General features: G+C 38.1%; 12 protein-coding genes. 7 read left to right on the forward strand and 5 right to left on the reverse strand.

The window, feature by feature from the left end; genetic code table 11:
- Positions 1 to 189: 189 nt before the first annotated feature.
- Positions 190 to 1,350 (forward strand): amidohydrolase, encoded by a 1,161-nt coding sequence (locus AC3M61_RS08080; protein WP_500780359.1) that lies wholly within the window; start codon positions 190 to 192, stop codon positions 1,348 to 1,350.
- 6 nt (positions 1,351 to 1,356) lie between these two features.
- Entirely contained in the window at positions 1,357 to 2,352 is a 996-nt protein-coding gene (locus tag AC3M61_RS08085) for a 2-hydroxyacid dehydrogenase (RefSeq protein WP_500780360.1), read from the forward strand.
- Positions 2,353 to 2,436: 84 nt separating this feature from the next.
- Here AC3M61_RS08085 and AC3M61_RS08090 read toward each other — a convergent pair whose 3' ends face one another.
- The 5 genes from AC3M61_RS08090 to AC3M61_RS08110 all read right to left on the reverse strand — a co-directional run bounded on the left by AC3M61_RS08090 (position 2,437) and on the right by AC3M61_RS08110 (position 8,562).
- Positions 2,437 to 3,630, reverse strand: a complete 1,194-nt coding sequence (locus AC3M61_RS08090) for an FprA family A-type flavoprotein (protein ID WP_500780361.1) — start codon at positions 3,628 to 3,630, stop codon at positions 2,437 to 2,439.
- A gap of 124 nt (positions 3,631 to 3,754) precedes the next feature.
- Positions 3,755 to 4,747: a GGDEF domain-containing protein gene (locus AC3M61_RS08095; protein WP_500780362.1), complete on the reverse strand. Its 993-nt coding sequence runs from the start codon at positions 4,745 to 4,747 to the stop codon at positions 3,755 to 3,757.
- 22 nt (positions 4,748 to 4,769) lie between these two features.
- Positions 4,770 to 5,795: a cobalamin-dependent protein gene (locus AC3M61_RS08100; protein ID WP_500780363.1), complete on the reverse strand. Its 1,026-nt coding sequence runs from the start codon at positions 5,793 to 5,795 to the stop codon at positions 4,770 to 4,772.
- Between the two features lie 217 nt (positions 5,796 to 6,012).
- Positions 6,013 to 7,386: a 23S rRNA (uracil(1939)-C(5))-methyltransferase RlmD gene (gene rlmD / locus AC3M61_RS08105; protein WP_500780364.1), complete on the reverse strand. Its 1,374-nt coding sequence runs from the start codon at positions 7,384 to 7,386 to the stop codon at positions 6,013 to 6,015.
- Between the two features lie 60 nt (positions 7,387 to 7,446).
- Entirely contained in the window at positions 7,447 to 8,562 is a 1,116-nt protein-coding gene (locus AC3M61_RS08110) for an MFS transporter (RefSeq protein ID WP_500780365.1), read from the reverse strand.
- Positions 8,563 to 8,733: 171 nt separating this feature from the next.
- Between AC3M61_RS08110 and AC3M61_RS08115 the strand changes: the two genes are divergently transcribed.
- From AC3M61_RS08115 to AC3M61_RS08135, 5 genes are read left to right on the forward strand one after another with little or no spacing between them, the layout of a single operon-like run.
- Positions 8,734 to 9,165: a diguanylate cyclase domain-containing protein gene (locus tag AC3M61_RS08115; protein WP_500780366.1), complete on the forward strand. Its 432-nt coding sequence runs from the start codon at positions 8,734 to 8,736 to the stop codon at positions 9,163 to 9,165.
- On the forward strand, positions 9,143 to 11,746 hold the full coding sequence (locus AC3M61_RS08120) for a valine--tRNA ligase (RefSeq protein WP_500780367.1): 2,604 nt from the start codon (positions 9,143 to 9,145) through the stop codon (positions 11,744 to 11,746). Before AC3M61_RS08115 ends, AC3M61_RS08120 begins: the two co-directional genes overlap by 23 nt.
- Entirely contained in the window at positions 11,743 to 13,053 is a 1,311-nt protein-coding gene (locus AC3M61_RS08125; protein ID WP_500780368.1) for a bifunctional folylpolyglutamate synthase/dihydrofolate synthase, read from the forward strand. The genes AC3M61_RS08120 and AC3M61_RS08125 overlap by 4 nt, the downstream gene beginning before the upstream one ends.
- A 27-nt stretch (positions 13,054 to 13,080) precedes the next feature.
- Complete coding sequence (gene rsfS / locus AC3M61_RS08130) at positions 13,081 to 13,410, forward strand: ribosome silencing factor (RefSeq protein ID WP_500780446.1); 330 nt, start codon at positions 13,081 to 13,083, stop codon at positions 13,408 to 13,410.
- Positions 13,410 to 14,642, forward strand: coding sequence for an amidohydrolase (locus AC3M61_RS08135; RefSeq protein WP_500780369.1), 1,233 nt, complete (start codon positions 13,410 to 13,412; stop codon positions 14,640 to 14,642). Before rsfS ends, AC3M61_RS08135 begins: the two co-directional genes overlap by 1 nt.
- Positions 14,643 to 14,647 lie beyond the last annotated feature (5 nt).

Raw genomic sequence — 14,647 nt, forward strand, 5'->3', positions numbered from 1 at the left:
CCCCTCAACCTTTCTTTGTTAGATTATTTTAATTCTACTTTGAATTTTACCACAAAATCAGAAGTTTTGGACATGTAACAAGGTTAAATTTCAGAAAAATCTGGAATTCTTAGTTCGCTTTACGAATTATATGTGCTATAATCATTTTGAAGACCGCATATTACAAGATAGCTTGGAGGTGAAAGAGGTATGAAAAAACTGATAAAGGGAGGAACTCTTGTAACAATAACATCTGGAACTTTTGTTGGAGATATTCTTATAGAAAACGGAAAGATAACAAAGATAGCAAAATCCATAAATCTGAAAGAAAAGAACGTTGAAATCATTGATGCAGCAGGAAAATATGTCTTACCGGGCTTTATTGATGCTCACTCGCACATAGGGCTTTTCGAAGAAGGCATAGGTTTTGTGCAGGATGGTAATGAGATGACTGACCCTGTAACCCCGGACGTTCGAGCAATAGATGCGTTCAATCCGTACGATGTTGCAATTAAGCGGGCACTCAATGGCGGCTTCACAACTGTGATGATTGTCCCTGGAAGTGCGAATGTCATTGGTGGTCAAGGGGCAATCATAAAGTTCAAATCGCACATTGTCGATTACTGTATCGTAAAATCACCAGCTGGTTTGAAAATGGCAACAGGCGAAAATCCAAAGCGTGTTTACGGAGAAATGAAGAAGATGCCTTCCACCAGAATGGGGATAGCCGCAGTTATGAGGAATTACTTTATGAAAGTCCAAGATTACATGGAAAAGAAGAAAAGGGCATTAGAGAAAGACGGTGTCTTCCTTGATAGAGACCCAAAACTCGAAGTTGGAGAGCTCGTACTTAAGGGAGAAATCCCAGCAAGGGTGCACGCACACAGAGCACAGGATATAGTAACAGCGATGCGCATAGCTAAAGAATTCGGGTTTAAAATCGTAATAGAACACGCAACAGAAGCATATAAGGTTGTTGATTATCTCGTTGAGCACAATGTTCCTGTTGTAGTTGGTCCCCATGATTTTAGAAGCAAAATAGAGCTCAAGGACTTGACGTATGAAAATGTAAGAATTCTCAACGAAAAAGGAGTTTTGACAGCAATAATGGTTGACCATCCTGTGATACATCAGGAATTTGCAAATGTTCACGCTGCTCTTGCTATGAAGTATGGAGCAAAGAAAGAAGATTTATTAAAGATGCTGACTATAAATCCGGCTAAGATATTGGGAATAGAAGACAGAGTTGGTTCTCTCGAAGTCGGAAAAGATGCGGATATCGTTATTTGGGACAACGACCCATTTTTACCTCAGTCACGTGTTGAAAAAGTGTTCATAGAAGGACAAGAAATAAAATGGTGGGGTGAGTAAAGAACAATGAGTATGACCAAAGCAAAGGTATTCGTAACATACGCAATTCCGGATAAAGGTATAAACATGCTAAAAGAAAAATTCGATGTTGATGTATACGACGGGGAAGAGTTCTTAACAAAAGAGCAGATGTTAGAAAGAGCAAGAAATGCCGATGCCATAATTACACAACTTCGAGACCCTATAGACAAAGAGTTTATAGAGTCACTCGAGAGTGTAAAGATTATAGCCAACTATGCGGTTGGTTACAACAATATAGACGTAGAAACAGCAACACGAAAAGGCATTTACGTAACGCATACACCTGGTGTTCTGACAGAAGCAACTGCAGACATTGCTTTTGCACTTATCTTAGCTGTTGCAAGAAGAATAGTGGAGGCTGACAAATTTGTCAGAGAAGGAAAGTTCGTTGGTTGGAAACCCAAACTTTTCCTTGGATATGACTTGTATGGGAAAACATTGGGAATTATTGGTATGGGAAGGATAGGTCAAGCTGTTGCAAGAAGAGCTCTCGGATTTGGAATGAAGATTATCTATTACAACAGACGTAGACTACCCGAAGATATTGAAAAACAATATAACGCACAATATGTAGATTTAGACGCGCTCATAGAAACTGCTGATTATATATCAATCCACACACCACTTACAAAGGAAACCTACCATTTAATAAGTGCTGAAAGGATAGCAAGGATGAAACCAAACGCTATACTAATCAACACCGCCAGAGGACCTGTTGTTGATGAAAAAGCGTTGTACGAAGCTTTGAAAGAAAGGAAAATAGCCGGTGCTGGTTTTGATGTCTATGAAAACGAACCTCAACTCACTCCGGGGTTGGAAAAGTTAGATAACGTGGTCCTTTTACCACATATCGGCTCTGCAACATACGAAACAAGAGATAAGATGTCGGAAATGGTTGCAATCAACGTTATTCATGCTTTAGAAGGAAGGATTCCACCAAACTTAGTTCCAGAACAAAAGACTATATTTCAAGGAAAATAGTAATTTAATCAGTTCTTTGGACACTGGAACGTAAAAAAACCTCCGGTTTAACCGGAGGTTTTGTATTGCTTTATTTTTTGAGTTTTAACCTTCCTTAACAGCTTTTGCCATGTCAATGGCAAGTTTTCTCAAACGTTCGAAGTCTTCTTCTTTCGGAGAGAATTGAACCTCAACAGGTTCTCCGACGAGTTGCCATTTGTTCTTTTGGATGTATTCAACGATACCTTTTACTCCACCACCGCTCCAGCCATATGTTCCAAATACTCCGAAAACTCTGTTAGGAAGGCCTTTGTGTGAAAGGTTTATAATTAAGTTCTCCATAGGCGGGAAAATCCAGTTATTGTAGGTGCATGTTCCGAGAATCACACCCTTGAACCTCCAAATCTCGTTAATTATGAATGATTCGTGGGTTGTTGAAGTGTTCATAACCCTAATATTTTTAACGCCTTCTTCTGCTAACACTCTTGCAACGTAGTCTGCCATCTTTTCAGTATTTCCATACATTGTTCCATAAGCTATAACTACTCCTTCTTCGTACTCATACTTACTCCATCGGTCATATGCACTGACGATATGCATTGGATTTGTCCTCCACACTGGTCCATGCGTTGAACAAACAATTTTTATATCCAAACCAGAAAGTTTTTGCAAAGCTTTTTGAACCATAGGTCCGAATTTTCCAACGATATTGGAGTAATATCTTCTAATCTCGTTTTCAAAGTAACCGATGTCTACTTCATCATCGAAAATCCCACCATCAAGTGAACCAAACCCACCAAACGCATCACCAGAGAAAAGAATTTTGTCTTTCGTATCGTAAGTCATCATTGTCTCAGGCCAGTGGACCATCGGGGTCATGTAGAATTTAAGAGTCCTGCTTCCAAGGTTTATTTCGTCCCCGTCTTTTACTTCGTGGAAATTCCCCTCAAGATGGTACATCGCCTTTATAAATTCAAACGTCTTTTTGTTTCCCACTATCTTTACATTAGGAAACGCATGGACTATCGATGATATGGCACCAGAATGGTCGGGCTCCATGTGGTTGATAATAAGGTAATCTAGGGGTTTTCCATCTAGAATCTGTGTAATTTTTTCGATGTATTCTTTCATTTTGTTCACTTTTACGGTATCTATAAGTGCCGTCTTCTCGTCAACAATAAGGTAAGAATTGTATGAAACACCTTTTGTTAATGGCCAGATGTTTTCAAATAGGTGCGTATCTCTGTCGTTCACTCCAACGTAATATACACCATCGACAATTTTCGCAACAATTTCCATATTGATACCTCCCCATCTATTATGTTTTGTAATTAATCATACCTGTTTAGATTTTATCAGAAGGATTAAATTGAATCAAGTCTAAATTTTTCGTTTATTTAGTTAATAGAACTAACAAGGGGCTTTATTTTTCCTTCATTTTTTTCTTTCTTTCATACATAAGAAGATCAGCCTTACTGATCAATCTGTCTATGTCAATATTATCTTCAGTATTGACCTCTAAAATGCCATATGCTACCGAAATTATTCCAAACCTTTTTCGAAGTTTCTCGTTAATTCTTTCCATAACTTTCTCAGCCTCCTCCTTTCCAGAACCTACAAGAAGAAGTAAAAATTCATCCCCGCCAAACCTAAAGACATAATCAACATGTTCTCTAGTATTTTCCAGTATAATTTTTGAAAAATCAATTAATAACTTATCGCCATATTCGTGACCAAAAGTATCATTAAAAATTTTGAAGTTATTAATATCCATGAATACAATGGAGAGCCTTATCCCAAATCTTTTAGCTTTAGAGTATTCCCTAATCAAAATATCTTTAAAAGAACGCCTATTGAGCAACCCTGTTAGAGGGTCTGTGAGTGCTAACTCTTCGAGTTTTCTATTTGCTTCTTCAAGTTCCAAAGTCCTTTTGACAAGCTCTCTTTGAACATTTGCAAGCTCGTTGTTGAGCTTAGTTAATTCTTCCATAAGTGCTATGAAATTCTTTTCGTTCTCTTGAATGACTTTTTTATCTTTGGAGTATTTCTTTATTATTTCCCGAACATAATTTGTCTGTTCGTTGTTTATCTTCAAAAACTCGTCGTGCATTTCATGAAGCTCCACAAACGTTTGTGCGAATATTAGAAGATAGTTCTCTCCGCTTAATTCAATTCCGGTCAGGGTCAACTCTAAAATCTCACTATCAACAAGAAAATTAACCTCCCAATTCGCTTCGATCTTGTTTTTCTTTAAATCCGATAGGAATTTGATAAACCTCGTGAGAGAATTAGGTTCGACAATAGAAATTAATTTATTGTCTCTTACAAAACGTAATAGTCTTAGTTCATCGTAAATGACATCCAATATGTTTGTATCTATGTCTATGATAAAAGCGCTCTTAGATTTAGCATTCATAACATATCCTCCAAAAAAAGAATTAACATAATAAGAGATTTTTTAACTCCGAAACATCTGAAGCTGTTGCATCCGCGCCAACAGTTTTATAAAGTTCCTTGTCGATAGTAAAAGGTCTTCCGCCAACAATTATCTTAACATCTTTCATTCTCGGATCACTTCTGATTTCTTCAATCATTTCCTTAAGTTTTTCAAGGTGAAATGTAATTGTAGCTGAGAGCAAAATTGCTTTCGCGTTCTTTTCGTATGCATATTCAATAATCCCACTTGCTGGTGTATTTGCTCCCAAATAATGTGTGTCAAAACCTTCCAATTCGAGTAAATCACAGACCATTCTCAAACCTATTTCGTGAAGTTCTCCACTAACACATGCTCCGACAACAACAATTCCATTTCTTGGTACAGCTTTTGAAAAGATATAAGGATACAGCTGAGACATGATTAGTTGTGTGGAAGCTGTGAAAAAATGTTCATGAACGACTGTAATCTTACCAAATTGCCATAGAAGTCCGACTTTATAGAGAGCTTCACGAAAGATGAAGTTATATATATCTCTTATCTCAGTACCACTAGAGATAAGATTCAGTATCATTTTGAAAGCTTCATTGCGTTTGCCAGAAAAGATAAGGTTAATGTATTCTTCAAGGTAATTCTTTAAAGGATTGAAATAAGTTTCCTGCGATTCACTTGCTTTTTTTAATTCTTTGATACCAAGTTCTACGTACCTTTCAGCAACTTTTCCTACTTCTCCTCCAATGATTTCTTGTGTTGCTTTGACTATCAAATTAAAACTTTCCACAACGCTTTCTATAGGAATTCCTAAACTCAAAGACAACTCTCTAAACCATTTGCAATAATCAAGAAAAAGTGCCTCTGAATTAAGCGAAATTGAGCTTAGTAAAAAAAGTGTATGATACTCGAAATCCTCTTGGCATTTTCTAATGTCTTCTTGCGAGTAACGTTTAAGATAGTTCCCATAATTCTTTTGAAAATCATCAAATGCTTTAGTCGCAATTTTACTCGCATATATTGTAAGTTTTTGATTCATAATTACTCACTCCTCAAATAAAGAGTTCGTTACTATTATAACACTTTAGTATCAGTTATATGTAATTTGAAATAAAAAAGCAAGCCGTTTAAAAGGCTTGCTTGAATGAACGCATATATTTTTTCTTCATGAAGATGAAGAACACAGGAGTTTAGCTTGTAGTTTTTCTGCTTTTCACTTCAAGTACATAAAAATTTTTAAATCCTTTTTAAAAACGCTATTCTTTCCTTTCCATCAGTACAACAGTCTCAACATGATACGTTTGAGGGAACATGTCAAATGGTTGAACAGATAGTATGTTGTAGTGTTCTTTCAAAATAGCCAAATCTCTTGCAAGTGTCGACGGATCGCAGGAAATATATGCGATTTTCACAGGTTTGAGTCTTATTATATGTTCACATACGGACTTCCCAGCGCCTCCTCTTGGTGGGTCAAGCACAATTACGTCTGCTTTGTCATCGTAGGAACGGATGAATTCTTCAACATCCATTTCTTCATATTTCACATTTCTTAAATTGTTTATATTGGCATTTGCTCTTCCAGCTTTGACTGCAATATGCGAACTTTCAACAGCAACAACATACTTGGAAAGCATCGCTAACCTCATCGTAAACGTTCCTACTCCAGCGTATAAATCTAAAACCTTTTCATTTCCTTTTAGGTCAAGTTGCTTAGTGACGTACTCTATCATCTTAGACGCTGTATGGTAATTGTTTTGGAAGAAAGCGGTTGGTGGAATCTGGAATTTTTCATAATCCATCTCTACTTCCAAAACACCTGAACCATAAAGCGTTTTATACGGTCCTCTTAAAACAACTCTGTCGGAAGAGTTCATAACATGGATAATCGAGTTTACTTGTGGAACTCTTCGAAGCAATTCTGCACGTATAAACTTAGCTTCATCAAATCTTTCAGTTCGTGTCACAAATATTGCCATCGTTTGATTATTTGAATGGGAATACCTCATAACTAAATGCTTGAGCATACCAGAGCCAGTTCTTGGATTGTAAATCTTAGCTTTGCTCATTTCAACAATCTCAGGTGTGACTTCGAGCACCTTGTTAAACGAAGAAGGCGAAATGGGACATTCGTTGATATTTATTACCTTGTTGCTATTTCTTATTTTCAATCCCAGTATGACTCCTTCGGTATTGCTGTAAGAAAACGCAAATTCCATTTTGTTCCTGTATCCGAACTCTAAATCACTTGGAATAGTCGGATTTACATCCACATCAATCTTTCCTATCCGTTTCAGCTGTTCTTTTACAACCTGAGTCTTCAGCTCAAGCTGTTTTTCATACTTTACATCCATCATCTGACATCCACCGCAAACACCGTAATACTTACACTTAGGTGTTCTGCGAAATTCTGACTTTTCAAGTAAAGTTCTCAACACTCCAAAAGCAACATCAGATTTTTCTTGCACGATTTTTATTTCAGCCAAATCACCTGGATATGTCCCCTCAACAAAAACTAACTTACCACCGGGCAGTTTTCCAATACCATACCCTCCGTAAGCGTACTTTTCTATGTAAACTGTGTAAAATTGCTCAGTGGATTCGCTTTTCTTGTAAAAGTCCTTGTCAGTCATACCAATCTTCCTCCTGCTTTATCGTGTCTAAGTGCTTCTTAACTAATTTTATCACACAGATTATTTTGTATCAAATTTTTGGACGAGTCCGAAATATATTGAAGCTACAAAAGCCACCGGTATGGCGAGCCCAAGTGACAAAACCACATTGTTACCAAATACAGAATTGTAGCCAGTTGCTATGAAATCCCCCAGTGACCATGCAAAACCCATAGCAACAGACGATGCTAATGCTTTTCTGTTCGGCAATATTTTCTGCGCTTGGACAACGTTTGCAGACATAAGCAAGAATCCGAAAAAGTCAAAAAGAACAAATGAAACAAAGATTGGTATAACACTCTTACTGTATATTAGCCAAAATATCGCTAACCCCATACCCACGAATGCTACCAAATCTTGTTTCTTTGCACCTATTTTTTCCATTAAGACAACTCCTAAGTAATTTGCAAAGACACCTGCTATCATTCCACTTGTTATTAACAAACCTGAGAGGGAAATTGAATACGAGCGTATTTTTGTAACATATATCGGTGTGTAAGCGTGAACAACGGACATGAGGAAACTACGAACTGTAACAACTAAAAGTATAGGCAGTAGCTTTGAAACCTCTCTTAAATCAAATTTTACGTTGTGAACAGTCCTGTTTGGAATGTTGAGTCTGAGTATGAAACCAGCTAAAATAAATGCCGGCAGTGCAACTATCCAAAGTGATTGCATCGGAAAATACGATACGTAAAATGATATGAAAACAGGTCCGAGTGCAGCTCCGAGCGTTCCAGCAATAGAGAAAAATGCTACACTTCGACCACCGACCTCACCTGCCATAGAAGCACCTAAAGGATGAAAAGCAGAGTTTGCAATTCTAACAATAAAAACCGCGGATATAAACATCCAAAAGTTTGTGGAAATACCTATCAGTGAAATACCTATCGCTTCCAAAACGTACATTGTAAAAAGCAAGCTCTTGGTGTATTTGACTCTATCGAAAAAGAAACCAAAGAAAACTTGCAAAAGACTAGCTATCGCTGCTGATAATGCCAAGAAGGAAGTGAGTATACGAATTTCTATAGGAAATTTCTGAATTATGAAAGGTCCCAAGGGAGTGAAAAAAGAGACGTAAAAATCTAATAAGAAGTGGGAGAGTACTGAAAGCACTGACATTAAACTCAACGCCATACCCGTTTTGCTCTCCTTTCTTTCCAGTTCTTTGTTTATTACTTTTGGTTTTTTAAAAGTTTGTCATGCGAACAATTCGAATATCGCTATTTATTCTATCACACATGCTATATTCTCACAATATAAGATATGTGGTAAAATAATTTAAACAGGAAAGTGGGAGGAGTTCATATGATAGGTTTTCACAAGTTATTAACAGGTGAATGGGTAGACCCAATTACAAGACTTCCAAATCAGGAGTTCGTAAAAAGAGTAGTTGAAGAACTTGGACGAAGTAGTGAACAATTCTATGTTTTGCACATCAAACTAAAATTTCAAGTCAGCAGTGAAGATTTACGAAATTTTGTTCTTTCTAGAGTCTCCTCCGTTATAAAACACAGCGTGAGGTTACCCAAAGATTTCGTTTGCAAACTTGAGGGGAACGATTTTTGTATAATTCTTCATGGGGTGGGAGAAAATGAGGTCAATAAAATTGCCAATAGAATAAAGGACTCTTTGCATTACCTTCTGTTAACTTATGGTCCAGAGAGAATACAAATAGATTGTGACATAGAAATAAGTACTATCGGAGGTGTCAAAGATGGAGATAGGAACGCGATATGACCCAACAAATATTGAGATGAAGTGGTACAAAAAGTGGCTTGAAAGAGGTTATTTTACGCCAAAGGGAAGTGGACCGAAGTACTCTATTGTTATTCCACCGCCAAATATTACAGGCAGAATTCACATGGGACATGCTCTTAATATCACCATCCAAGATATTTTGAGTCGTTATAAGCGCATGCAAGGTTTCGATGTGCTGTGGCTTCCGGGCGAAGACCACGCAGGTATTGCAACGCAAACAGCGGTTGAAAAATACCTTGGTACTCAAGGCAAAAGCCGTAGAGACTTTACTCGAGAAGAGTTTTTAAAGATTGTATGGGATTGGGCAACTAAATACAGAGAAGAGATAAAAAAGCAAATAATGTCAATTGGTGCGTCCGTTGACTGGACGCGCGAACGCTTTACGTTAGATGAAGGTTTGTCCAAGGCAGTCAGAAAGGTTTTTGTAGAGCTGTATAAGAAGGGCTTAATTTACAAAGGCAAGTACATAGTTAATTGGTGTCACAGATGCGGAACAGTGCTTTCAGATGAGGAAGTAGAATACCACGAGGAAGAAGGAGCGCTTTACTACATCAGATATCCAATTAAGGATGAAGAGGATTACTTGGTGATAGCCACCACTAGGCCAGAAACTATGCTTGGTGATACTGCTGTTGCGGTTCATCCATCGGATGAGAGATACAGAAACTATATTGGAAAGACTGCGATATTGCCATTAGTTGGAAGAGAATTACCAATCATAGCCGACAATTACGTTGACCCATCGTTTGGAACAGGTGCACTGAAGGTAACGCCAGCGCATGACCCAAACGACTATCTCATAGGTCAAAGGCATAACTTACCGTTTGTTGATATATTCGACGAAAATATTGTTATAAACGAAAATGGTGGTAAATTCAAAGGATTAACCGCATCTGAAGCAAGGAAGGCAGTAGTTGCTGAGTTAGAAGCCCAGGGATACCTTGTAAAAATCGAGAAAATTAAACACTCTGTTGGACACTGTTACAGATGTGACACGGTTGTAGAACCAAGGTTGATGGACCAGTGGTTTGTCAGTATGAAACCTTTGGCAAAGAGAGCGATAGAAGCTGTTGAAAACAATGAGGTCAGGTTTATCCCTGAAAGATGGAGGAAGGTTTATCTAAATTGGATGTATGAAATCAGAGATTGGTGTATAAGCAGGCAACTTTGGTGGGGACACAGGATTCCTGTCTGGCAATGCCAAGATTGTGGACATTACAATGTTGCAGAAGATGAACCTAAGGTTTGTGAAAAATGTGGTAGCACAAACCTGAAACAGGACGAAGATGTGCTTGATACATGGTTCAGCTCGGCACTTTGGCCATTTAGTACAATGGGCTGGCCCGAGGAGACAGAAGATTTGAAACGATACTATCCAACCGATGTTTTAGTCACAGGCTTCGACATTATCTTCTTCTGGGTTGCAAGAATGATAATGATGGGCTATGAATTCATGAAGGAAAAACCGTTCAGTGAGGTGTATATCCACCAGCTTGTAAGAGATAAATACGGTCGAAAGATGAGCAAGTCTCTTGGAAACGGAATTGATCCTCTTGAGGTTATCGATGAATACGGTGCTGATCCAATGAGATTCACGCTTGCTATCCTTGCCGCACAAGGAAGAGACTTAAAACTCGATGTGCGCTTCTTCGATACATACAAGAAGTTCGCAAACAAGATATGGAACGCCTCTCGATTCGTCTTCATGAACCTTGATGACTTTGAGAAGATAGAAATTCAAAAAGAACATCTTAAGCTGTCAGATAAATGGATTCTTTCAAGGTTACAGAAGACGATTAAAAAGGTGACAGAGGCTCTTGATAACTATGATTTCAATATAGCAGCGGGAGAGATTTATAACTTCTTCTGGGACGAACTTTGCGACTGGTATATCGAGGCTGTAAAAAATAGGCTCAAGTCTGAAGACAGGAGAATTGTCCAAAACGTTCTTGTTTACGTACTCGATATGAGCTTAAGACTGTTGCACCCATTCATGCCGTTCTTGACAGAGGAATTATGGACAAAACTTCCAACTGCTGGTGAATCAATAGTTATTGCTCCCTGGCCAAAGGTAACAGAGGAATATGTCGATGAAACCGCCGAGAAGAGATTTGAAGAAATTATGGCTCTCATCAGAGGTGTCAGAAACGTCAGAGCCGAAGTAAACGTTCCGCAATCAACGAAAGTAGAACTCTTTATCAAAGGAGCGCTAAATGAAGAAGAACAAGAATATATAAGATTCCTTGGCAATGTTTCAAACATTCACTTTACAGAGTCAAGGCCAAAGCTGTGTGCAACAGCTTACGTGTCATTAAACTTAGAAGCTTACGTTTCTCTTGGCGAGCTCATCGATGTGAATGCAGAAGTTCAGAGGCTCAAGAAAAAGGTTGAAAAGCTAAGGGCAGATTTAGAAAAATTTGCAAAGAAACTAGAAGATGAAAACTTCCTTAAGAATGCTCCTGAGGATATCGTTGAAGAAACAAAAGAAAAGCAAAGAACATTCTTAGAACAGATAAACAGAATTGAACATATAATTTCCGACCTGGAGGCTCAGGGATGAGTTCCAAAACATTTTTAGACACTCTAAAATATCTATACTTCACACGTCCATACAACACAATGAAGCTTGGTTTGTTCAGAATAGAAAATCTTCTCTCCAGAATGGGTAACCCCCATTCTGGAGTTAAGTATTTCCATGTGACTGGGTCGAATGGAAAAGGAAGTGTTACAACTTTTCTTGAATACTTGACATATCACCATGGGCATAACGTAACAGGATTTTACTCGCCACATCTATCGACAATCCTCGAGCGGTTCCACTACAACACACAGAATATCACTCACCAAGAATTTGTGGAAGCAGCACTTGAGGTTAAAAAGCATGCGGAAGAGATGGATAAACTTGGTGAAGAATTTTCTCCGAGTTTCTTTGAGTATATGACGGCGATGTATTTTTACATAACAAAAAAGAGGAAAGCAGAATACGGAAGTGTTGAAGTTGGATTGGGTGGAAGGTTTGATTCAACGAACGTTATAACACCAGAAATTTCCGTAATTTGCACCGTCTCTTTAGAACATACAAACGTTCTTGGTAACACTGTTGAGCAAATTGCCTTTGAAAAAGCCGGAATCATAAAAGAACAAAAACCTGTCGTCGTTGGTTTAATGGCAGATTCGGCATTACAAGTAATAAGGCAGATTGCCACACAGAAAAATTCTAAGGTGTACGAATACGGAAAAGATTTCTATGTGGAACCAGTCCGATTCTCATTTAACGAAAATGTCTGTAATTATTACGGTGATACAACCATCAAAGGTATAAAAGTTCGGTTGAATGGAAAGCACCAGCTATACAACGTTGGACTGGCGTTAAAAGCTTTTGAAGTTACACACAGAATTGATGAAGAAGCTGTGAAGAAAGCTTTTGAAGAAGCATTTATACCCGGCAGATTTGAACTGGTCAACGGTGTAATATTAGATGGTTCTCATAATCCACAAGCGGCTGAAAAGTTCGCGGAAAATTTGGATTTATACTTTCATGATAAAAGGAAGGCCGCAGTTTTTGGTATAGTAGATGACAAAGATAAAGAGGGTGTGCTAAAAGTAATTGCTCCGAAATTCGATTTGTTAATAGTTACAAAGCCCCCTTCGAAAAGGGCCGAAAAAGTGGCCGAAACTTATGAAATTGCGAAGAGATACAACTCAAATGTCATTCTTGAACCTGATTATATTAGGGCCGTCGACTTGCTAAAAGGAACAGATGCAGATGTTAAATTTGTGACTGGTTCATTTTATTTGGTCGGATATGTTCGCGATTATCTAATGAATGGAAAGATAAGCGAAGAACTAACGATAGGAGGTGCGTAAGGGTTGGTGAGCAAAGAAAAAAGTGAAATCAGCTTAATCAAAGATCTACTTATATTACTTGAAAAGAAAGAAGCAATTGAACCTGTTGTGCTTAACATGAGCAAAACAAGACTCTTAACTGATTATTTTGTCATTTGCACGGCAAACAGTAATATACATATGAAAAGCCTTAGAGATGAGGTTGTTGACTTCTTCAATGAAAAAGGTAAAGAAATTATCTATTACGACCGAGGAGAAGGTTACGATTGGATTCTTATCGATGCTGGCGATATTGTGGTACACATATTCACCAAAAGTGCGCGAGAGTTCTACGATTTAGAGCACCTATGGATTGATGCAGAAAGGGTTGTTTTTTAATGCTTTTGAAGAACGGGAAAGCACTTATTGGATTAGAACTTAGAAAGTGTGATATCAGGATAGAAAACGGAATAATAAAAGAAATATCTGAAACCTTGGTCCCATTAGATAATGAAGATATTATAGACCTAACAGGGAAGATAGTTACACCTGGTTTTGTTAATACTCATACCCATGTAGCTATGTCCTTACTCAGAGGATATGCGGAAGACCTTCCGTTCAAGGAATGGCTCTTTGGTAAAATACTACCTGCTGAAGAAAAACTCACGCCTGAAGCCGTTTACTACGGTTCCCTTGTCTCTATGATGGAAATGGCGTCTCACGGTGTTGTTGCCTTTTGCGACATGTATTTCCATGAAGATATGGTGGCAAAAGCCGTGGCAGATTTTGGTTTGAAGGCATTACTGGCAAGAGGACTCGTTGACGTTGGCGGAGATGAGAATGGTAGACTTGAAGAGAATTTGAAGTTATTCAGAAAGTGGAATGGATATGAAGATAGAATCTACATAGGGCTTGGTCCACATGCTCCTTACAGCTGTTCTAAAAGTTATCTTTCAAAGATTGTAGATATCGCAAAAACTGAGGATATTCCAGTAACAATGCATTTTTTTGAAAATGCATGGGAATACGAAATGTATACTCCAAAGGAAATCATGGACATAGGGTTCAACGAAGTGCACTTCATTCCTGTTCATTGCACACAGTTAAAACGTGACGATATACCTTTGCTTGAGGGCTCATATCCGTCAATAAACACAGTAAGCAATATGAAACTTGGGAATGGAATACCACCTGTCACCGAGATGCTCAAAAATGGAATCAAAATTACAATTGGAACAGATGGACCTGCAAGTAATAACTCACAAAATTTGCTCCTTGATTTGCGCTTCTCTGTATTAGCTCAGAAGAGTTATTCACCTGAGAATTTCAAAGTCGAAGAGGCATTTAATGCTATAACAAAGAACGGTTATTCAGCGCTCCGTTTAACCGGTGGAACAATCGAAGTGGGAAACCCTGCCGATTTTGCGATTTTCGAAGCCTCACACATCCAGTTACAACCCATCGATAACTTTTTGAAGAACCTCATTCACGCTTACACGGATAGAGTTTTTGCAACGATGGTAAATGGTAGGTTCGTCTATATTAACGGCTCATATCCAACGGTTGACGTTGAGGAGGTGCTGAAAAAATTTTCGACTTTCTCGAAGATGGTTACAGGTATAGAAAGCTAAGTGTT

The sequence above is a fragment of the Fervidobacterium sp. genome (assembly GCF_059913585.1).